We start from the raw sequence: 21,213 nt of genomic DNA, 5'->3' as shown, positions 1-21,213 counted from the left end.
CTTATTCCCTCCTTAGGAAATCCAGTTATGAATAAATGTGCTCCTGTGAATCGGACACGGTCCGTATTTTTTCAGTGCCTCACGGTGCTCTGCCGAACCATATCCTTTATTTTTTTCAAAGCCATATTCCGGATAAAGTTCTGCGTATTCGACCATCATGCGGTCCCTCGTAACCTTTGCCATAATGCTGGCAGCCGCTATGGATAAACTTCTCGCATCTCCTTTTATAATACCGACCTGACGAATCGGAATCAAAGGAATCGTAACCGCATCGTTTAATAACAAATCCGGAACAACATCCAAATCCTCGACCGCATGCTGCATAGCTTCATAAGTCGCCTGCAAAATATTGATTTCATCAATTCTTGCCGGTGAACTCATGCCAATGCCGACACTCACAGCCTTTTCCTTAATTTCATCATACAATTCCTCACGCTTTTTTGCACTCACCTGTTTTGAATCGTTTAACCCTTCAATCGTAAGTCCTTTTGGCAGAATGACTGCTCCTGCAACAACAGGTCCCGCAAACGGTCCGCGCCCCGCCTCATCAATACCGCAGATACAGGAAAATTCATCCCCATATTTGCGCTCAAACTCTAGCATTCGATACAGTCTTTCCTGCTCTTTTCTATATTTTACGAGTTTGTTCTCATACTGTGTGATAAGTTTCTGCACACCTGCACGTTCATCCGTTTTATACTGCGAAAAAAGAGCATTCCACTGCTCTTTTTCCGCCTGTTCAAACAATTGCTTTATCTCTTTGATACTCTGCATAATTCCACTTCCGTTTCTTATTCCAGACTAAACAGCGTCCGCTCACCAATCGTAATCTGAGAGGTCACAGGGCTGCCCATAATCGTCTTTTTCTTGCGCTCGCTGTACGTTCTTCCTACGGTTTCAAATTCGATGATGTTATATCCCTTTGCCCAATCCTTTATGGAATATGGGATATACGCAATCAAAGGCGCCGATGTTTTTACCTGATAACCGGTCTTACCACTATAGGTAGTTTTCTCGCAAGCTGTCGTCATATCCTTTGTCGTATACAGAATAAGATTTGAGCCGGGTGCCGTTTCACCGCTCTCATTCTTTAGCGATATCTTTGTCACCAAACCATCTTCAGTATTGTTATTATCGTGAATCTGAACTTTCAGATACGAGGTTTCGCTGGTATACGAACGGTCGGACGAATAATCAATCAAAACCGAATCATCGGCTAATTTCACATATTTCTTTGCCTGTTTTAATGCCTTTACAACCAAATTATTTACGGTTTCCGGACGATTATTCATAATCTGAAATGCCGTATCCATCGCAACATTTAAAACATCTGCATTCTCCGTGTTACCAAGTAATGTCGAGTAATTTTCATTGTTTGCATTTTGCGGAATTGCCACATTACCATGTTCGCCGTCACTGCCCTTGGCTTTCATTCCCATCTTTGATGATGTAAAAATATTACTCGCATCATTCACATCAAAATAAGAACGATTATAGCCATAGGAAACAAATTTATCTACGTTAATATTACACTGGCTGTCTGTACTCCAGAGCGCATCCATCTCATCCGCTTCCGGATAGAAAGTAAGCGGATTCCACAGATAATAACACTTTTGCTTTTCGGTCAAATCATCGGTTTCAATTGTCTTAGGTCTGACATAATAACCGGTGTTATCTGCCGGCGTTTTTGCATCTGTTTTCGCCGTATCATTTAAAACTATCTGCTCTAATTTTCCCGTCGTCAAAATGTCATCATAAAAAGTTCGGATATACGATTCATCCTCTTCTTTTTTCGCCGTCAAATCAAACTGTGACGCAATGATATAAAGTTTTGCCAAATTATTCAGCGTCGCTTTTCTCGTCACATTCGGCGTCTTTTTCGATTGATACATTTTAACATCTGCCATTCCATATTTTTCCAGATTACCAAGACGGTTTGTCATGACTAATGGCAGATTTTTGTTATTACACAAACGATATATCAATTTAAAGCACAAATTCCAATCCAAATCTTCGTCCATAAATTCTGCTACTTTGGACGAATCGTACTGATAATCCTTCTGATTTTCCACGTATTTATAATATAACTTATATACATTCGCAATATTATTTGTTTCTGAATCGTAACTGCCCAGATAGAACATATCCGCGCGCTCTATCATATCCACCTTTTCTTTGGTATCCTTTTTCCCAATCGCATTCAGCTCCGAAGGTGTCATGCAGATAACCTGCATGTGAAAATCATCGTATGCTTCCTGCGTTGTAAAATGGAACAACTGACGTTTTAACACGTTATTATTTTTCAATCCATAATAAGAAAAGGTATAAATATCCTTTGTCTCCTGTGGGGACTTCACATATTTGCTGGTCAAATTGCTGTTATCGGATAATTTCAGCATCATTCCAGTCAGTGCCGAAGCCTCTTTTCCATTTTGATTATTATCATAGTTATATAACTCAGATGTTGAATCCGTCCAACCAATATTCGTTTCGTTATTCCAAAATCCATACTGCCCAATTTGTGCCGTCCGGTTTGTGTACCTCTCCAATACCCCCTCCGGCAAATCCTCTTCCTTCTCAACGTAAATCCAGCGGTCTGCATCCGTTCCCATTTTTGTGAAAATGAAATTTGAAGCATCACTCTCGCTGGCAAAACCAAACTCACCTTTACCCGGCTCTACTGCCACAAGATATCCGGTTTTCTTATAAATCTCTTCTTCTGCTTCCTTCACAACTTCCGTTTTCTTTTTCACCGACCAGTTATTAATATCCTCTTTTGCCGGTTTACGGATGGTATTTTTATCGCTGTCTTTCCCAAAGAAGTCCGGATATTTTTTGATTAATGCCGGAACATCATAAACTTCTCTGCTGAATTTCTGTGTTTTTCCTTTCTGTAACTGTTCGTCAAATGCCTCTGTTGACACACCCGCCTTTTCTAAATCATTTGATGTAATCTCAACATTATATAACTTGGCAATCTCTGTATAAGGAATGGATTCTTTTTCTGCCTTTTTCCCAATTTTATAAACCGAATATTTCCAGTTGCAGAACCACTGTCCGATTTCTTTCAAATTATCCTGTCCCATAATAGAAGAACTGCCCGGAACATAAGAACGTTTTTGCTCTGCGGCAGTATCAATGCCGTACTGCAAAATATCCAGCGGTTTCGTCTCATTTTCATCCATCGCAAGATACCCCATCTGCTGCTGCGCCTTGTCTGCAACAATTTCCAAAATCACAAACGGATTATCTTTTGTTCCTTTTTTCCCTTCACAGGTCGGCACATCCGAGGTTGCCGGTTTCGCTCCGGTACCCATTTCGCCAATCCAGTTCTTTCCTTCATCCGTCACGGAATCCAAAGCAATTGAGTCCGGTTCCCCTTTCACATACGGTTCTTTCGGACTAAACATACCAAATGCTCTTGTATAAATGCCGATACCTACAACAATGGCGATTACAATTGGAATCAAACTATATAAAAACCATATTTTCTTTCTTGTCCTCAAAAAACCGCCTCCTTTACTGATTTCTCATCATAACTTCTTTATCACAGGTAAACTCTGCCATATCTTCATTTTTCAACTGCAGTGAAATATGGAGAATATCCTTTTGCTTTTTCTCTTTATCTTCTTTTTTCTCACATGTAAAATCTTTTACATGATCTAATAAAAGATGTTTTTTATCCGAGGTCAAAACCGCCTTCTTCGTCTCAGTGTCCTTTACAAAATAAACGGCATCGCCATCCTGCCAGTAATAACTTGCAAGCGAACTCTCCGGCTTATGATCTGCACCGATTTTATCCTTTGTTATTGTAAGTTGTTTTTTATTGTCATCCCATTCGACACGGCTTCCTTCCATCACATAAGTCGTCATGTGGTTTAATGTCTCTTTTGCCTGATTCTGCAAATCCACCGAGGTCTGTGTAATTCTCATGTTTCTCGTAGCAAAACCAATCAGACCAATGATTGCCGTAAGAACAATAGCTGAAATCGCCATGGCTATCATTAATTCAATCAGCGAATATCCCGCTCGTACTTTTCCTTTCATACAATCACCTTCCACAATCAACTCTTTACTGTAATTCTTCCACATAGTGTTTACCGGTATCCTTCACCAGATATACCATGTAATCATTTACATTATTGTCATAAACTTCAATTTCTTCAGGACCAACGGAAAATGCACCGTCTTTTTTCTGAATTCCTATCGTGATGACCTCTCCGTCCGTCAATTCTTTTCCATCATATTTGAGGGAAATGCCGGATTCGCCAACCGACTCTCCTTCCCCTGACGGGGTGTAACTTTCCTCTTCGGTATAATCAATAAAATAATTTTCTGACTGTTTATACAAATGCATAAATAACTGCTTATTGCTTCCCATGTTTTTGGATTTCAAGTTCGTCAGGCTCGAATCAATATCATAAGCCATCCCCTTTACATCGGCAGAACGGACCATATTATAAGTAACCGCAATACCACCGGTAATCATTCCCAAAATGGCAATAACAATTATCATTTCCATTAAGGAAAATCCATCTCTTTCTTTTACTTTTTCCATGTCCGCTGCCTCCTTTCCAATGTATTTTCCGCTTAATAAGAGTTTTTCTCCCAGTTTTCATACGAAATACAGGATGAAAAATCCGTTGCATTCTGTACACCGCGTCCGGTATATCCATAAAACAGTTCTTTCAATTTATCGTCACTTTTTGCCGTTTCCAAAAGTTTTCCAACCAAAACCATATTGGATTTTAAGTTCAAATTACTTCTTGTCGTTGTCACTTTTCCTTTGGCTAAAATAAGTCCCTCGAAATCACTCTGTACTTCGACATCACCACCGGCAATAATAATTCCCTTTTTCATCGAACCATCTACAACATAATCTCCCGGTGTCGCATAAATTACACCGGAATTTTTTTCATCTTTCTTTGTCATAACCGTCGTTAATTTAGAAAAATCAATCAGCCGGTCTGCTACCAATGCATTTGCATTTTCCGGCAAACGCATACCTCCCGTTGCTCCGGAGGCAAGAAGGGATAACTGATAACCCACATAATCCTGACCCTGCTTTCTGCCATCCGCTAGCAATTCTTCATTTGGATTTCCGGCATTATTAAAATAATTATCGGACTGCATACTGCTTCCACCCGCCGCATAATAATTCTGAATCACATTACCGGCAACTAAAAACAGTTCCGAAGAAAATTTCATATTCGTATCATCCACCGTAGATACATACGGTTTTGCCCGCTCGTCAAGCTGGTCCTTATTGGATACAGTTTCTCCATCTTCCTCTTTTGAACCTTGATAGTAATTTCTAAAATATTCGTTTGCATTCTTCTCATCTTTAAATTTCAAATAATAAAATACATAGCCGCCGGAGTTACTATAGTTCGCCGTATATGGCTCGGCAGAGTCTAGATATTTTCCAATATCCGAATTTAAAAGTGCTGTTTTATCAATCGTAATTTTTTCTCCTCGAATCACCGGATTGTGTGTATCCTGTGCATCTCTTCCATCTTCCGGAATAATATACTCATCCGGCAAAAGATAGGCAATCTGATTACTCTTTACTGCGATGGACTCACCCATCATAATATCGGAAACCCTAGCATTTCCGCTCTCATCGTTTCTCGAAACAAAAGTTCTTCCGGCAAGAATCAGTTTATCCAGATTTTTTGCTTTCAACGTTGTATTTAATCCATTCACCAAAATCGCACTGCTGTAATCAGAGCGCGCCGTCGATGTTGTCTTTGTATTCTGCTCATTATAACTGTAGCCATAATACTTTCCGGAAAGGGTAACAATCGAATTGTTTGCCTCAATATCCAAATCATTTGCCACATAAGCATTTTCATTCAAATCCAATTTTGTCTGCAGCGTTGACTCCGAATCCATCCCCTGTGATTTCAGGCGGATGTTCTGTACCCACAGATTTCCCGCTGCTTTTTCACCCTGTAAAGAAACCGTCGCACCGCCAAGCAAATCAAGACTTCCTCTGCTGATAATGGTCGGGCTGTAAAAATAGGCTGCATTCTGGCTCTCTACTTTTATACCGGCATCTTTATCCCCGGTATAAATATTTCCCCGGAAAGTGACACCTTTGTTATTATCATTATTCGCTACCGCCAAAGAAGAATCCGAAATTACAATGTAATCCTTAATCTCCTCTAACGTAGAATCCCCCTCAAATTTGTAATCCGGCACCTTCATGCAAAGATCGGTGCGAATCGTCGAGCGGTAATCCGCAGCGTCCGTATAGTCAATCATCATATTTTTAATGGTCAGCGAATACTGGTTATCCGAATCCACATCAATCACAAATGCTAAGTTCGTTCCCTTCTGCGTTGTAACGGCATCCGGAACTTTCGACAATTTCTTCAAAATGGAAAGGTCACAGTTCTGCTCCGTTCCCACTTTGCTTTCATCCCACGCATACGAATATCCCATCAGTTTTGATGCCAGCAAACTGATATACTTTTCGGAAAAAGTTTTGTGCATACTGTCTTTTGTCTTTGTGTAATGCTCCACCACATCTTTATAAGCTTCTTCTCCTGCATCCCCGGCATACTCCAAAAGTCCGGTCTTTACTTCCTCAAGAATTCCTTCGGTCTGGTAAAAATTATCCGATGCGTTGTGGTCAACATTTACTGAAATCAAATAACGGCTTGCAATCGTCAAAAGAATCGTTCCAATGGCAGCAATAAAAAGAATCCCAATGATTACGGTAACCAATGAGGAACCCTCTCTTTCTCTATGCCAAATATTTTTTATCGTATTTCGCATCCTTTTCACGCCCCCTTCGATGATTGCAGACGGACAATTCGATTATCCTCTGAATAATTCGTTTCTGACGCTTCATAAACATCTACCGTAACACCGGCGATTCTCTCCTGCTTTTCATGGGTAACAAAATCTGTCTGAAAACTTCCGGCAGAAAGAGACGCCCCGTTTGTATAATAAACAGGCTGTAAGAAATTCCCAGAGCCACTAAGCATAATTTTATAGCCTGCCGCCGGTGCTGCATCTCCTTTCTGGCATATGAAATAGAACTTCAACTGTTTCGCTTCGTCAATTGATAAATCTCCCATATTCACTTCAACCGAATCCGTCAAAGCATTGTCATGAAGAAGATTATATAAAATGTATATATTTTCTAATGTCTCTTTTTCCGCTTTCTGGTTTTTCACTACCGCGCTAAACTCAGACCCATTATATGAATAACGGTAGGAAACATCAATCCGGTAAATGCCTTCCTGTTCCGTATCATTCTGAATATCAATCACAATATCTCTTGAAAGTCCATTTTCAATTGTGCTTTTGCTGACACTCAGATTTTTGTAGTAAAAATGACTTACCGCCGCCTGCATCTGGTCAGATTCAACAATAACAGCATTTTTCGCCGAATAAATTTCCTGCAGCTTTGGCTGCTCATAATTATTGTATTTGGATTCCACCTGGTTTCCCTCAGAATCCGTTGTGTCATAATCATAATCAAATAACACGCGTGCCTGATAATCAGAGCCATTTAATGTGACTTTTTTAGACAATGTCATCTGCTTGTTCTTTTTTTTCACAAGCGTCCACGCACTGCCTGTCGCCGCCATCAACTGACTGTCAATATCCGTAAGTGTCTTGCAGGAGTCTACCTCTTCTAATACCGATTGTGCCACAAGATCTGCTTCCTGCGTGCTCTTACCGGTTGATGAATAAAAATTTGCACTCGAAAAAAAGGAAAGTAGAGCCAATGAAGCGACACCCAAAATGGCAATCGCAATCAATACTTCAATCAGCGAAAACCCCTGTACCTGTCTTTTCATTCTCTCACTTCCCTTCACTCACATACAACTTATATATACCTTATTTCTTAAACGTACCGAAAACATCTTCATTTCCAAGAATGATGCCTGAAATATCCGGCTCAACATATGCCTTTCCGTTTCCATTCAAGCTGAAAAAGTGAACTAAAATCGTTCCACTTAATTTTCCGGTACTGTTATCAAACGTAAGGTTAATTGATACAACCGACATTGGTTCTACATTTTTTGCCACCCAGTCAATTGCCTTTAAAATCTGTTTTTTCGTACCGGTCAACTCAATTTCATAAGGAGAAGCCTTTCCAACCATCTTCATAACAGAAACTTTTTTCTCCGGATTCTTTTCCACATCACTCAACGTCGTTTCTTCGGATTCTGTGGACTGCTCCGCATCATCACCGGTTCCTGTTGTCACAATAAACTTCCCATCCTTAAAAAAGGTCTTATCTGCCTGTGGACGTATTGCACGCAGACGAACACCACTTGCCACTGACATTTTGTAAATATTACTAATCGCTTTCTGCTGTGTCATCTTGCACGGATACGTCTGCGATTTTTTCTGAATTTCCTTCTGCGTCTTTGCCTGAGAAGCATTCATCTCATTTACGCGAATCTGTAAATCACTTAAATAATTCACTTCATTCATTTTCTGACCGGAATCCGTTTTCAAACGATTTGCCTGCTTCATATTTCTTTGAAATACAAATATCACGGTTCCAAGCAGAATCAATAATCCGCCAAGAATCAATATCAATCGTTTTTGTACGGTTGTCAATCCATTCTTCATCATTTCATCCCCGCTCTCTTTTTACTCTGTCTGACTGCCCTCTATCTCAGATGCTTTTTTATTCGCATCCACCACTTTATTGTAGGCAAAGGTTATCGTATATGAATATTGTTTCTTCTTTGTCAGTGCTTCGTTGGTCTCGGTAATCGAGTCAATTTTCACACTGGAAATTCCATCAATTTTTTCAAGCTGAATCTGCAGGGCAGACAGCGATAAAAGTTTATCGGTACTGATTGCATTAATCGTAACTTTTTCTTCATCACTGGTAATGCTCTGAATCTTAAAGGATTTCGGGCACTGTGCTTCCATACTCTTTAACAAGGCATGAAAATGATTGTTTTTATTATCACAATATAAATCAAACACATCGAGCATTTTCCGATTCACTACCTCTTCCAGCAAGGTAGCGAATTCAGACTCTACCGGTTCCATCGCCTGTACGCGGTTCGTCCACATACGGTTGGTTTCTTTTTCCTGCAACAATCGCATCACAGAAAAGCCACCCACTAAAATACTAATCAAAAGGCAGCCTGCAAAAATCAGAACTGCGCCTGTCATGGAACCTTTCTTTTCTTCTTTTTGACGCACGGCGTTGGATACAAAATGAACCGAATCAAAAACAGCTCCAAAACAGTTAATATACTGTAAAATGTAAGCGTTAATATTTACTTTACGGTTAAAGCGAACGCCTGCAAGTTCTTCCGGCGTATGTGTCTGGATTCCCAGTTCATTTGACAACAGTTCATGAATTCCTGCTACTGCACAGCCTTTTCCCATGCAAATAATTTCCTGTATCGGCCGGTCTTTGTATTTGGAATTATAATATTCAATCACTCGTCCAATATTGCCAATCAGATAAGACGCATTATCTGTCACTTCAATTCTTTTATCCAATGACGGATTATTCTCCGGATTTTCTGAATTTAAGTTGTGTAAAATCACACGATTCCGTTTCAGAAGTGTATAGGCTTCTTCTTCCGTCTGCACCTGAAATACCGGTTCTTGCAAGAGAACCTCTGTAAATACGTTAATTCCATACGGAACTACTCGCTGTAGCAAAAGTTTATTATCACTGATAATATTAACAAGCGTTGCCGACTGGTTAATCTGAATCGACATTGTAACGCCCTCTTTGCTTTTAACCTGACGGCGCATCACCTGGAAAACAGCGTTTCCATCAGCATCAATTGATTCAATATGAAGTCCTGCCGCATTAGCAAGTGTGTAATAGGAATCAATCAAATCAGACGGTGCTGCAAACACCATGACATCCTGAATAAGTCCGCCCTCTTCTGTTTTCTTCGGTTCCCCCTGTTCCACATAAGAAAAAATATATTTTTCCACGTCAATCGGGAACAAATCCGACACTTTTGCCATAACTAACGGCTGGATTTTCATTTTCTTTTTAGCAATTGGAACACTGGTTTCACGGCTTGCAATCTTTCCGCTCGCTACGGTAAAAATAACATCCTTCGTGCGAATCCCTTTATCTGCACATGCTTTCCGGATGCAGGTTGCCAGTTCAGTAACCTCTATAATCATACCGTCTTTTACTGCATTTTCCGGCGTAGGAAAACGTACACAGCCATATACGGTCGGATAATTTGCCGTATATTCCATATGCACAATCTGAACTTCATTTGTACCAATTCGTACAACAATTACTTTTTTCGCCATTCATTCATCCTCCTATAATCCCTTTCGCCATTTTTACAATGCTTTATGATAAAGCACTCTAAAAATGGCAAATGTTAATATACAAAAGTACGGACGTACCAATTTAACACGGTATCGCCCCATAACAAAACAAGATAAACTCCCATCGCCAGATAAGGAGTTGTTGGAAATCTTCCTGATTTTTTATGGTATAACTGAATCCCCCCCTGAATCACTGCACCAAGCAGGCAGCCGACAATCAGTGCCAGTAAAGAATGTCCAAATCCGATACACAACCCAATACACGCCATGAATTCAATGTCGCCCAAACCAAGTCCTGCTTTTCCCGTAACCTTTTTAAACAGAAGTGCGCACACAAGTAAAAATACTCCCATAAACAAAGCGCCTGCGATGTAATACAGCCACTGTGACGCATGAAAGAATAAATGAACTACCCCAACGACAATCATCAAAATCTCACAAACAGTCGGAAACTTCATCGTCTTTAAATCCGTCACCGCAATGACTATCATGATAGAAGTAAGGACACACCAAAGGATACTGTCCGGATTCAATCCGCAGATAGCAACCACTAAAACGTATAAAATCCCGTTTGCCAGTTCGACAAGCGGATACTGAATCGAAATCTTTGCCCCGCAGTACCGGCATTTGCCACGAAGCACCAAATAACTAAACACAGGAAACAAATCATACCACTTCAAAGGGTGCTTGCAATTCATACAATGGGAGCCCACTGTGACAACACTTTCCCCCTTTGGCATCCGGTATATGCATACATTAAGAAAACTTCCTATTATGATGCCATACAAGAATACAATTATGTAGAGGATAAAGTGTTCCAATGCCATAGCGGGCTCTCCCTTGTAAATTTTAATTAATTATTTTTACTCTTTAAATGGCTGACCATCACTATCTACAGCAGGTTTCTGTCCATCTTTAGAAATCATAACATATGTCGTAGATTTTCCTGATGCATCTTTTGTATTAACTGCGTAAAACTTGCAGCCAGAGCATGCTGTTGACTGGAAAGCCTCGGCATCCGCAATACTGCTTGCAGAATCCTTGTTACTCTTCATATACTTCTCAACCGCTGCTTTTAAAGTAGCATCTGATGAAATCGCCGTCGGTGTTTTATATTCTTTAGCTGCATTTCCTTTTGTAACTGCCGAATTAAATGCTGTACTTACTGCTGATAACGATGCACGATCAGATGATTCTCTTGCGCTTTCCAAGTAAGGAAGCACTACCAATGCCACAACGCCAATCAAGATTGCCATAATAGCAATAACGATGATTAACTCAATCAGAGAGAAACCCTCTCTCTCACCACTTAAATACTTCTGAATTTTTCTTCTCATAGTTACACTCTCCTTTTTTTAATTTTCCCACGACCAGTATAGGCTTAGCCGTACGGGTGACTTTATAAGTCTTATATTGTTATTATACACAAATTTCTTTAGGGTTTCAAGGAATTCTTTATGGATTTTTATGCTTTTCCTGCATCCTGATAAATCTTGAGCATTGGCATCATAACCGCTCCAATTACGCCTCCTACAATAACAGCAAGCACAACAATAATAAGTGGCTCCATAGCTGATGTGAGATTTTTGGTAGCTGTTTCCACTTCTCCTTCGTAGTATTCTGCTACTTTATCTAACATCTGCTCCGTCGTACCGGTTTCTTCGCCAATTTTAAGCATATGCGTTACCATCGGCGGAAACACACCAGACGCCTCCAGAGGCTCTGACATCGGGATCCCCTGCATAACCTCTTCACGACAGTCTTTTACCGCTTTTCGAATCACTCGGTTTTCAATGACATTTCCCACAATTTCAAGGGCTTCCACCAAAGGAACACCCGACATAATAAGCGTAGACATCGTCATAGAAAATTTTGCCGCCGCATTTTTTACGGAAAAATTGCGAAACATCGGTATTTTTAAAGCGACCCGGCTGGTAAACTGTTTGCCAGGCTCCGTCTTTTTGCCACAGATAATAAAAGTAAGCAGCAAAATAAGTCCTATCGCTATCGCAATAAAATTACTCGTCATAAAATCACTCAGTCCAATTACCATTTTGGTCAGCATCGGCAGGTCCTCGCCCATACTTTCAAAAGTCTGCTGGAAGTTTGGAATTACTGTAGTCATCAAAACAATAATTACGCCAACTGCTACTACTAAAACAACAATTGGATAAATCATAGCAGATTTAATCATGGAATTTAATTTCATATCTTTGTCAAATTGCGTACAAATACGGTCAAACGCAATTTCCAGATTACCGGTTGCCTCACCCGCAGCAACCATATGAATCAAAAGAGACGGGAAGATTTTACTTTCCATTTCCATGGCATCTGCTAAACTGTCTCCCTTTTCCACATTTACCATGACACGGTAAAGAGCTTCTCTAAGATATTTATTTTCTGTCTGATCCTGAACCATACGCAGACCGTCAATGACGGTTACGCCCGCTGTCAAAATACTGTAAAACTGTTTACAGAAAATGGTAATATCCTTTTTCTTGACCGGATTTCCAATCGTAATATTCCAACTGGCGTTGTCAAGATCAAATGCTTCACTAAGCTCCAAAACGATGCTGCCTTCACCCTTGAGTTTGCGCATTGCCGCCTCTTCACTGACAGCTTCCATCGTTCCCTTTTTCTCTTTGCCATATTTATCTGTAATCAGGTATTTATACTTTGCCAATTCATTCTCCCCTTTCTCGTGTTTTAAAAACCACCGCTCCCAAACGTAGGACCATCCCAGTCATCCATCTGCCACGAAGGTTCAGCTAACGGTGTTGGCATTTTCCCAGCCGGAATACGTCTTGCCAAATTCGACGGGTCCTGTGCAAATGTCATCGCATCCTCAGCCGTAATCTGATGTGTGCGGTAAAGCTCATAAAGCGCATCATCCATCATCATCATGCCACTTTGTTTATTGGTCTGGATAATAGATGGTATCTGATGCGGTTTCGCCTCTCGAATCAAATTGCGGACCGCACTGTTGGCATACATAATTTCAAAGGCTGCCACGCGGCCTTTGCGGTCAGCCGTAGGCAGTAACTGCTGGGAAATAATCGCCTCCAAAAGAGTCGCTAACTGCAAACGAATCTGCGCCTGCTGATTCATTGGAAATACATCAATAATACGCTCAATCGTAGGAACCGCTCCAATGGTATGCAAAGTCGATAGTACAAGGTGTCCGGTCTCTGCCGCTGTAACTGCGGTAGCAATCGTGTCTAAGTCTCGCATCTCACCAACCAAAATAATATCCGGATCTTCTCGCAGCGCGGCGCGCAACGCCCCTGCATAGGACTGGGTATCAATTCCGACCTCTCTCTGATTTACAATTGATTTTTCATGACTATGTAAATACTCAATCGGATCTTCCAGTGTAATAATATGTTTGTTCTGTGTCTGGTTAATAATATGAATCAGAGATGCCAGCGTCGTCGATTTACCGCTTCCTGTCGGTCCGGTAACTAAAATCAGACCACGCTTTTTCTTGACCAGTTCCAAAACGGACTGCGGCAGGCCAAGTGATTCCGGACTTGGAATTTCGGTATTCACAAGTCGGATAACAAACGACATCGTTCCACGCTGTTTGAAAATATTGACACGAAAGCGTCCCACGCCTTTAATCGCATAGGAAAAATCGACTTCTCCTTCGCGGTTAAATCGTTCTACCAGACGCCCCGGTATCATCTGTTCTACTAATGCTTTAGAATCTGCCGGAAGAATCCGTCCTTCCATCAACGTCACAAGTTCTCCGTTCACACGGCATTTCGGTGGGATACCTACCGTTACATGAACATCACTTGCGCCCATTTTTCTTGCTCGAATCAGCAAATCATCAATCGTCATTACGACCTCCCCATTTCCATTCCTGCCATTATTCTGTCGCGATGCGCTCCACTTCTGCAATGGAGGTAACTCCCTGCAAAACGAGTTTTGCCGCACCAATACGTAACGTTGTCATTCCTTCACTCAAGGCAACTTTCTGAATTTCATCGGCACCGCCGCCGGCAGCAATTACTTTTCTTACTTCCGGAGATACCGTCATAATCTCATATACACCAATTCGTCCGCGGTAACCGGTACCATTACAGAACGCACAGCCCTGTCCGCCCGGCTCGTAAATTGGCTGTGTTCCTTCTCCGCGAATCCGAAGTCTTCTCTTATCTTCATCGGTTATCATCCTTTGTCTCTTACACTTCGGACACAGACGGCGCACCAGCCGCTGTGCAATAATACCAACCGTAGAATCGGCAATCAGATATGGCTCCACACCCATATCCGCCAGACGGGTAACGGTACTTGCTGCACTATTTGTATGCAGGGTGCTTACTACCAAGTGTCCGGTGATTGCGGCTTTTACTGCAATACTTGCCGTCTCTTCATCTCGAATCTCACCAATCATAATGATATCTGGATCCTGACGAAGAATAGAACGAAGCGCAGATGCAAATGTAAGTCCCGCCTTTTCATTTACCTGAACCTGATTAATTCCATCCACATCAGCCTCAACTGGGTCCTCAACTGTAACAATATTTACACTGCCCTCATTCAACTCACTCAGTACTGTATACAAAGTTGTTGATTTACCACTACCGGTAGGTCCGGTAACTAAGATGATACCATGCGGCTGGTGAACCAGATGGTCAAACCGGCGCATCTCTGCTTCCGGAAATCCAAGTTCACTTTTATCTCTCGTAAGTGCTGACTTCGATGCCAGACGCATTACAATCTTTTCTCCAAAAGTCGTCGGCAGGCTCGATACACGAATATCATATTCAACACGGTCAAAACGCTGTGTCATACGTCCATCCTGCGGTGCTCTTTTCTCAGAAATATTCATGCCGCTGATAATTTTAATACGCGCTACAATTGCATTTAATAATTCTTTTTCATAACGCATCATTTCCTGCATCACACCATCAATACGAAAACGCACACGCACGCTGTCTTCCAACGCTTCAATGTGAATATCACTTGCTCTTTCGTTCACTGCCTGCTCAATAATTTTATTTACCAGTAAAACAATCGGCGCATTATCAACTTCTTCGTTTGCTTCCTCCTGTTTTTCTCTGGCATTCTGCTGCTCCCTGCGCTCTTTGGAATACGTTTCTGCCATCTTGGCAACCTGCTCATTTCCATAATAGCGCTCAATCCCAAAACGCACATCGGACGGTGTCGCAACCATCGCCTCAATCTGCATGTTCGTCACAATCGCCAAGTCATCAATTGCGATAATATCCATCGGGTCCGCCATTGCCACACGCAGGATATTCGGATTATCCGGGTCAACTTCAAACGGAACCACATTGTGCTTTCTTACAATTGTCTCCGGCAAAAGTGAAATTACTTCCGGTGCAATTTTTGCCTCGCGGATTTTTGCTACCGGATAGCCCATCTGCTGATGAAGAGCTTCTACAATTTCGTTTTCATCGGTAAATTTTAACTCAATCAATGTCTCGCCAAGCTTCAAGCCAAGTTCTCTCTGCTTTTTGAGCGCTTCCCCAAGCTGTTCACTGGTAACCACGCCGGCATCTACCAGCAAATCGCCAAGTCTCTTACGTTTTCTGCCAATCATATGGATTCACCTTAATTTTCTGTATTTGCTTCTTCTTTTGCGTTTTTGTTTTTACGAAGTTTAATACCAACCGCAATACCGGCAGCCGCTGTTGCTCCAAACATAACCAAACGAATCAAATAATACCCCAATGCTTCCAGAATTGTTCTTTCCATTCTACACACCTTCCTTATTCTTATTGATTTAACGTTTATCTGCGATTTGCCAACTCTCTGGTGATGTCTTCCCAAGTCAGACCACATTCTGCCATAAGTACCATCATATGATAGAGGAAATCAGCAATCTCATACTTTAACTCTTCTGCATTTGGATTCTTCGCCGCAATAATAATTTCCGACGCTTCTTCCCCGCATTTTTTCAAAATTTTATCAATTCCCTGCGTAAAAAGATAATTGGTATACGAACCCTCTTTCGGATTTTTCTTTCGGTTTTCAATCGTCTCAAAATCTTCCTGTAAAATCGTTAATGGATTGGTATCAATGTAATCTTTCTTTGCCAGTTCTTTGAAAAAGCAGCTGTAAGAACCGGTATGGCAGGCAGCACCAACTTGATGCACTTTTGCCAGAATCGTATCGTTATCACAGTCTAACGAAAGTTCTTTTACATACTGATAATGGCCGGAGGTGTCTCCTTTGCACCATAATTTTTGACGGCTTCTGCTGAAATACGTCATCTTTCCGGTCTCACAGGTAGCCTGATATGACTCTTCGTTCATATAGGCAAGCATCAGCACCTGACCGGTACGGTAATCCTGCACGATACAAGGAACTAATCCTTTATCATCTGTTTTAAATTCTGAAAATGGAATGGCACTTTTAAATGTATTCATCTCAATACCGGCCTCTTCCATATTTCGTTTTACCTTGAACAAATCGCGGCGCTCAAAATAATTGGTTGCCACGCCCTGTACCTCTTCGATTTTCAACAAATCTTCCAAATCGTTGCGGAGCAGACTGTCTCGAATCAGAAAGTTCTTTCCGCTTGCTTTTATTCTTCGGTTTAATGGTTCTCCGGTATTTACATGTTTCAATAAAAGTGTCGATACCGGAAAAGCAATTTTTTCAAATGGAAGCCCTTCATCCACTTCCACAAGAATTTTATCTTCACCAAATCTGGCTGCAGCTTCTTTAATCACACCTTCATCCGGGCAGATTTCGTATTTCACAACTACGCGGTCCGCTCCTGTGTAAAATGCTTTTTTTACATCTTCAAAACGGGCTGCATACATGCCAACAATAAATGGTATATCAATTTTTTTATCAATCTCTTTTAAGGTTGCTAAAAATTCTTCTCTTTCTTCTGTTATTTTGGAGTAATTGTATAAAAACAATTCATCTGCTCCTGCAAAACAATAATCTTCTGCCATCGTCACTACATTGGCAGCTAATTCATTCTCCCCGTTAATAAAGGGAATCAGTTTTTTATAAGACACGTCTCTTCCTCCTCTATCGTTTAAAGAACGCCCTTTGTCGAAAGGACTCCTTCAATTCTGTCATCTACTTTTGAAGCCATATCCATCGATTTTGCAACCGCTTTAAACATCGCCTCTACTACATGGTGAGTGTTTTCTCCTGCTAACTGCTTAATGTGCAGATTCATCTGTGCACCGCTTGCTAATCCCATAAAGAACTCTTTCACCACTTCCGTCTCCATCGTACCAAGCCGCTGTGCTTTTAGCTCAGCGTCATAGGCAAAATACATGCGTCCCGAAAAATCAAGAGAAGCAAGCACCAGTGCATCGTCCATCGGCAATACAAAATAACCAAAACGGGCAATTCCCTTTTTGTCACCTAATGCTTTCAAAAACGCCTGTCCTAAAACAATTCCGGTATCCTCTACCGTATGATGGGCGTCCACATGGGTATCTCCCTGTACCGATACTGCCAAATCAAACAAACCATGTTTGGCAAATCCCTCCAGCATATGGTCAAAAAAGCCAATTCCTGTATGTATGTCATACTGACCGGTTCCATCCAAATCCAGTTCGATAACAATTTCCGTCTCCTTGGTATCCCGCTCGCACCGTGCAAAACGACTCATGTTCTTCTCTCCTTTCACTTACGCAACATATCATTTTTATTATATCGTTTTCCCTTGTAAAAAGCAAGGTTTTCGGTCAAGTATCCGAATTATTTTCAAGCCAGCTTTTATACAAATCCGGTCTTCTCTCACGTGTGCGCATAATGGACTGCTCTTTGCGCCATTCATTAATTTTTTCATGGTGTCCGCTCATCAAAACATCCGGCACTCTGCGCCCTAAAATTTCAACCGGTCTTGTATACTGCGGATATTCTAACAGACCATCCGAAAAACTTTCCGTCTCCGCAGACTCCTCATTGTTTAACACGCCGGGAACCAGTCTGGCAATCGCATCCATCATCACAAGTGCCGGCAGTTCTCCGCCTGTCAGTACATAATCACCAATTGACACATAATCTGTCACAATTTCTTCCAGCACACGCTCATCCACGCCCTCATAGTGGCCGCACAAAAAGACAAGCACATCTTCTTTTGAAAAATCTTTCGCAATTTTCTGAGAAAAAACATCACCCTGCGGTGTCAAATAAATAACACGTGGTCTTTTCCCCGCTTCACTGCATATCTGTTCATAACAACGGTAAATCGGCTCTGCCTCCATCACCATACCAGCGCCCCCGCCATACGGATAATCATCCACTTTTCCATGCTTATTGAGCGTATAATCCCGTATATTCATTACCTGCAGAGAAATCAGTCCATCTGCCATGGCACGCCCCATAATACTCGTGTTCATCGCCTGTTCAATCATTTCCGGAAATAACGTCATTACATAATATTTCATTCTATCAGCCCTTTCATGACATGTGCTCTTACAATTCCTTCTTTTGTATCCACTTTCTTGATACAGTCCGGGATAACCGGGAAAAGCACTTCTTTTCCCTCTTTTGTCTCAATTACAAATACGTTGTTTGCTCCGGTTTCCATAACATCTGTTACTTTGCCGATTTCTTCTTCGGTATCCTCGTTAATAACAACGGCTCCGGGAACATCACAAAGATAATACTGCCCCTCTTTAAGCGGAAGTGCATTATCTCTCGTAACCATCAAATCGCATTTACGGAACCGCTCAACATCATTTATATTATTAAATTCTTTAAATTTCAAAATTACAATATTTTTAAAATATTTCACGCTCTCCACATGAAGCGTTATATTTCCCTCTTTTGTAATCAAAATAACCTCATCACATTTTTTAAAACGTTTTACATCATCCGTTGTCGGGAATACTTTCACTTCCCCTTTGATCCCATGCGTTGTTGTCACAACACCAATTCGCAGTAAATCTTCCATAATTCATCCTTTCCCTCTTTTTGGTAAGATACAAAACACCCCGCAGGCAAAAGCCCGCAGGGTATTCATGACGCGAGAACACGCCTCATCCTTATTGAATGTCAACCATAATCTTCTTGTCACCTTTAGAACCGGCGGCACGGACAACGGTACGAATTGCTTTCGCAATACGTCCCTGTTTACCAATCACTTTACCCATGTCTTCCGGTGCTACCGTAAGATTCAAAACAATCTGTTTTTCATCTTCTGTCTCCGTGACAACGACATCTTCCGGACTGTCTACTAATGCACTAGCAATCACTTCTACTAATTCTTTCATTACCAGCCCTCCTATTTCTCAATACCTGCCTGTTTGAACAAACGTGCAACTACGTCTGTCGGCTGAGCACCATTCTGCAACCATTTCTTTGCTGCTTCCTCGTCTACCTTTACAACACATGGTTCCTGATTTGGGTCATAAGTACCAATCTCAGCGATGTTTCTTCCATCTCTAGGAGATCTCTCATCAGCAACTACAATTCTATAAAATGGTGATTTCTTCTGCCCTAATCTTTTCAATCTGATTTTTACTGCCACGTCTTTCACCTCCTTATTCTAATCTAAAAATCTATCTCCAAAAAATTTCCAAAGAAATTCTTTTTGGATATCATATTACATCCCGCCAAACGGGAACTTAAAGCCGCCAAATCCGCCTTTTCTGCGTCCTTTTCCAGACATCATGCCAGACATCTGTTTCATCATCTTACGGCTCTGTTCAAACTGTTTCATCAGACGGTTTACCTCGCTGATGTCTACACCGGCACCTTTTGCAATGCGGCGTTTTCTCGATGGATTAATGATTCCCGGATTTGTCCGCTCCTCAATTGTCATGGAGTAAATAATTGCCTCCGTTCCTTTGAGGGCATTGTCATCAATTTCTAAATCCGCAGGTAACCCCATGCCCGGAAGCATGCTGAGAATACTGCTTAAACCGCCCATCTTCTTCATCTGCTGCATCTGCTCTAAAAAGTCATTAAAATCAAATTCAGCTTTTTTAATCTTCTTTGCCATCTCGGCGGCTTTTTGTTCATCAATCTGCTCTTCCGCTTTTTCAATCAGCGACAGCACATCGCCCATGCCAAGGATTCGGGACGCCATGCGGTCCGGATAAAACTGCTCCAAATCGGATAACTTTTCACCCATACCGACATAATAAATCGGTCGTCCGGTCACAGCACGAATTGAAAGTGCCGCACCACCTCTGGTATCACCGTCAAGTTTTGTAAGAATGACGCCATCCACATGTAACTTTTCATTAAAGGATGATGCTACATTCACCGCATCCTGACCGGTCATTGAATCCACAACCAAAATGGTCTGATGAACTTCTACCTGTTCTTTTATCTTCGCGAGTTCCTCCATCATGTCCTCATCAATATGAAGACGTCCGGCGGTATCGAGAATCACTACATTATTTCCGTTTGCCTTTGCGTGCTCCACACCGGCTTTTGCAATATCCACCGGATTGTGATTTGTTCCCATCGAAAATACAGGAACTTCCTGCTTGTCTCCATTTATCTGTAACTGCTCAATCGCAGCCGGACGATAAATATCACACGCAACTAAAAGCGGTCTTTTTCCTTTTGCCTTTAACTTTCCGGCAATTTTCGCTGTCGTAGTCGTTTTACCGGCACCCTGGAGACCACACATCATAATAACCGTAATCTCATTGCCGGGAAGAAGGTCAATTTCTGTGGTTGTTTCTCCCATCATCTTGACCAGTTCTTCATTTACATATTTAATAACGGTCTGTCCGGGCGTAAGACTATTGAGTACGTCTTCCCCGGTCGCACGCTCCTGTACCGCTTTGACAAACTGCTTTACTACTTTAAAGTTTACATCTGCTTCAAGCAAAGCCATCTTCACTTCACGAAGTGCAGCCTTAACATCTGCTTCCGTCAAGCGTCCCTTACTGCGCAGACCCTTGAATACATTTTGAAGTTTAGCCGTCAAATTATCAAATGCCACGAGTA

Annotated in this window: 21 protein-coding genes; all 21 read right to left on the bottom strand. The window is 41.5% G+C overall.

Annotated elements, in window-relative coordinates; translation table 11 throughout:
- Positions 1-12: 12 nt before the first annotated feature.
- Positions 13-774: a ribonuclease HII gene (locus DW005_RS00915; RefSeq protein ID WP_117477789.1), complete on the bottom strand. Its 762-nt coding sequence runs from the start codon at positions 772-774 to the stop codon at positions 13-15.
- Positions 775-791: 17 nt separating this feature from the next.
- A complete protein-coding gene (locus DW005_RS00910) occupies positions 792-3,506 on the bottom strand; it encodes a hypothetical protein (RefSeq protein WP_117477788.1) in 2,715 nt (904 codons plus the stop codon).
- A gap of 13 nt (positions 3,507-3,519) precedes the next feature.
- Entirely contained in the window at positions 3,520-4,047 is a 528-nt protein-coding gene (locus DW005_RS00905) for a prepilin-type N-terminal cleavage/methylation domain-containing protein (RefSeq protein WP_181974897.1), read from the bottom strand.
- Positions 4,048-4,072: 25 nt separating this feature from the next.
- Positions 4,073-4,558, bottom strand: a complete 486-nt coding sequence (locus DW005_RS00900) for a prepilin-type N-terminal cleavage/methylation domain-containing protein (protein ID WP_117477786.1) — start codon at positions 4,556-4,558, stop codon at positions 4,073-4,075.
- A gap of 32 nt (positions 4,559-4,590) precedes the next feature.
- Positions 4,591-6,783: a hypothetical protein gene (locus tag DW005_RS00895; RefSeq protein ID WP_117477785.1), complete on the bottom strand. Its 2,193-nt coding sequence runs from the start codon at positions 6,781-6,783 to the stop codon at positions 4,591-4,593.
- Positions 6,784-6,788: 5 nt separating this feature from the next.
- The gene (locus tag DW005_RS00890; RefSeq protein ID WP_117477784.1) at positions 6,789-7,817 is read right to left on the bottom strand and encodes a prepilin-type N-terminal cleavage/methylation domain-containing protein; all 1,029 of its coding nucleotides are present in this window, start codon (positions 7,815-7,817) and stop codon (positions 6,789-6,791) included.
- A gap of 40 nt (positions 7,818-7,857) precedes the next feature.
- Positions 7,858-8,604, bottom strand: a complete 747-nt coding sequence (locus DW005_RS00885) for a hypothetical protein (protein WP_117477783.1) — start codon at positions 8,602-8,604, stop codon at positions 7,858-7,860.
- An 18-nt stretch (positions 8,605-8,622) separates the two neighbouring features.
- Entirely contained in the window at positions 8,623-10,278 is a 1,656-nt protein-coding gene (gene pilM, locus DW005_RS00880) for a pilus assembly protein PilM (protein ID WP_117477782.1), read from the bottom strand.
- 74 nt (positions 10,279-10,352) lie between these two features.
- A complete protein-coding gene (locus tag DW005_RS00875) occupies positions 10,353-11,126 on the bottom strand; it encodes an A24 family peptidase (RefSeq protein ID WP_117477781.1) in 774 nt (257 codons plus the stop codon).
- A gap of 36 nt (positions 11,127-11,162) precedes the next feature.
- A complete protein-coding gene (locus DW005_RS00870; protein ID WP_117477780.1) occupies positions 11,163-11,636 on the bottom strand; it encodes a type II secretion system protein in 474 nt (157 codons plus the stop codon).
- Positions 11,637-11,764: 128 nt separating this feature from the next.
- Positions 11,765-12,982, bottom strand: a complete 1,218-nt coding sequence (locus DW005_RS00865) for a type II secretion system F family protein (protein WP_117477779.1) — start codon at positions 12,980-12,982, stop codon at positions 11,765-11,767.
- 23 nt (positions 12,983-13,005) lie between these two features.
- A complete protein-coding gene (locus DW005_RS00860) occupies positions 13,006-14,142 on the bottom strand; it encodes a type IV pilus twitching motility protein PilT (protein ID WP_117477778.1) in 1,137 nt (378 codons plus the stop codon).
- A gap of 28 nt (positions 14,143-14,170) precedes the next feature.
- Complete coding sequence (locus DW005_RS00855; protein ID WP_022375960.1) at positions 14,171-15,871, bottom strand: ATPase, T2SS/T4P/T4SS family; 1,701 nt, start codon at positions 15,869-15,871, stop codon at positions 14,171-14,173.
- Positions 15,872-15,882: 11 nt separating this feature from the next.
- Positions 15,883-16,026, bottom strand: coding sequence for a hypothetical protein (locus DW005_RS13705; RefSeq protein WP_022375961.1), 144 nt, complete (start codon positions 16,024-16,026; stop codon positions 15,883-15,885).
- Between the two features lie 35 nt (positions 16,027-16,061).
- On the bottom strand, positions 16,062-17,303 hold the full coding sequence (gene hisIE, locus DW005_RS14325) for a bifunctional phosphoribosyl-AMP cyclohydrolase/phosphoribosyl-ATP diphosphatase HisIE (RefSeq protein ID WP_278286494.1): 1,242 nt from the start codon (positions 17,301-17,303) through the stop codon (positions 16,062-16,064).
- 20 nt (positions 17,304-17,323) lie between these two features.
- Positions 17,324-17,911 (bottom strand): imidazoleglycerol-phosphate dehydratase HisB, encoded by a 588-nt coding sequence (gene hisB / locus DW005_RS00845; protein WP_022375963.1) that lies wholly within the window; start codon positions 17,909-17,911, stop codon positions 17,324-17,326.
- 76 nt (positions 17,912-17,987) lie between these two features.
- The gene (trmD, locus tag DW005_RS00840; RefSeq protein WP_117477777.1) at positions 17,988-18,692 is read right to left on the bottom strand and encodes a tRNA (guanosine(37)-N1)-methyltransferase TrmD; all 705 of its coding nucleotides are present in this window, start codon (positions 18,690-18,692) and stop codon (positions 17,988-17,990) included.
- Positions 18,689-19,201: a ribosome maturation factor RimM gene (gene rimM / locus DW005_RS00835; protein ID WP_117477776.1), complete on the bottom strand. Its 513-nt coding sequence runs from the start codon at positions 19,199-19,201 to the stop codon at positions 18,689-18,691. Before rimM ends, trmD begins: the two co-directional genes overlap by 4 nt.
- A 91-nt stretch (positions 19,202-19,292) precedes the next feature.
- Positions 19,293-19,520 (bottom strand): KH domain-containing protein, encoded by a 228-nt coding sequence (locus DW005_RS00830; protein WP_022375822.1) that lies wholly within the window; start codon positions 19,518-19,520, stop codon positions 19,293-19,295.
- Between the two features lie 11 nt (positions 19,521-19,531).
- Positions 19,532-19,777: a 30S ribosomal protein S16 gene (gene rpsP / locus DW005_RS00825; protein ID WP_022375821.1), complete on the bottom strand. Its 246-nt coding sequence runs from the start codon at positions 19,775-19,777 to the stop codon at positions 19,532-19,534.
- Positions 19,778-19,852: 75 nt separating this feature from the next.
- Complete coding sequence (ffh, locus tag DW005_RS00820; protein WP_022375820.1) at positions 19,853-21,208, bottom strand: signal recognition particle protein; 1,356 nt, start codon at positions 21,206-21,208, stop codon at positions 19,853-19,855.
- Between the last annotated feature and the right edge of the window lie 5 nt (positions 21,209-21,213).

Source organism: Clostridium sp. AF36-4 (assembly GCF_003435975.1).
In the GTDB taxonomy this organism is placed as follows: Bacteria; Bacillota; Clostridia; order Lachnospirales; family Lachnospiraceae; genus Eubacterium_F.
The sequence above is the reverse complement of the archived record's forward strand: the minus strand, read 5'-3'. Positions and strand labels throughout refer to the sequence as shown.

Coding starts and splice junctions, on each gene's coding strand:
- DW005_RS00885 (WP_117477783.1), bottom strand. CDS start 8,604: ATGATGAAGAATGGATTGACAACCGTACAAAAACGATTGATATTGATT.
- DW005_RS00915 (WP_117477789.1), bottom strand. CDS start 774: ATGCAGAGTATCAAAGAGATAAAGCAATTGTTTGAACAGGCGGAAAAA.
- pilM (WP_117477782.1), bottom strand. CDS start 10,278: ATGGCGAAAAAAGTAATTGTTGTACGAATTGGTACAAATGAAGTTCAG.
- DW005_RS00905 (WP_181974897.1), bottom strand. CDS start 4,047: ATGAAAGGAAAAGTACGAGCGGGATATTCGCTGATTGAATTAATGATA.
- DW005_RS00900 (WP_117477786.1), bottom strand. CDS start 4,558: ATGGAAAAAGTAAAAGAAAGAGATGGATTTTCCTTAATGGAAATGATA.
- DW005_RS00860 (WP_117477778.1), bottom strand. CDS start 14,142: ATGACGATTGATGATTTGCTGATTCGAGCAAGAAAAATGGGCGCAAGT.
- DW005_RS00895 (WP_117477785.1), bottom strand. CDS start 6,783: ATGCGAAATACGATAAAAAATATTTGGCATAGAGAAAGAGAGGGTTCC.
- DW005_RS00875 (WP_117477781.1), bottom strand. CDS start 11,126: ATGGCATTGGAACACTTTATCCTCTACATAATTGTATTCTTGTATGGC.
- hisB (WP_022375963.1), bottom strand. CDS start 17,911: ATGAGTCGTTTTGCACGGTGCGAGCGGGATACCAAGGAGACGGAAATT.
- DW005_RS13705 (WP_022375961.1), bottom strand. CDS start 16,026: ATGGAAAGAACAATTCTGGAAGCATTGGGGTATTATTTGATTCGTTTG.
- rimM (WP_117477776.1), bottom strand. CDS start 19,201: ATGGAAGATTTACTGCGAATTGGTGTTGTGACAACAACGCATGGGATC.
- DW005_RS00830 (WP_022375822.1), bottom strand. CDS start 19,520: ATGAAAGAATTAGTAGAAGTGATTGCTAGTGCATTAGTAGACAGTCCG.
- DW005_RS00890 (WP_117477784.1), bottom strand. CDS start 7,817: ATGAAAAGACAGGTACAGGGGTTTTCGCTGATTGAAGTATTGATTGCG.
- DW005_RS00855 (WP_022375960.1), bottom strand. CDS start 15,871: ATGATTGGCAGAAAACGTAAGAGACTTGGCGATTTGCTGGTAGATGCC.
- DW005_RS00870 (WP_117477780.1), bottom strand. CDS start 11,636: ATGAGAAGAAAAATTCAGAAGTATTTAAGTGGTGAGAGAGAGGGTTTC.
- trmD (WP_117477777.1), bottom strand. CDS start 18,692: ATGAAATATTATGTAATGACGTTATTTCCGGAAATGATTGAACAGGCG.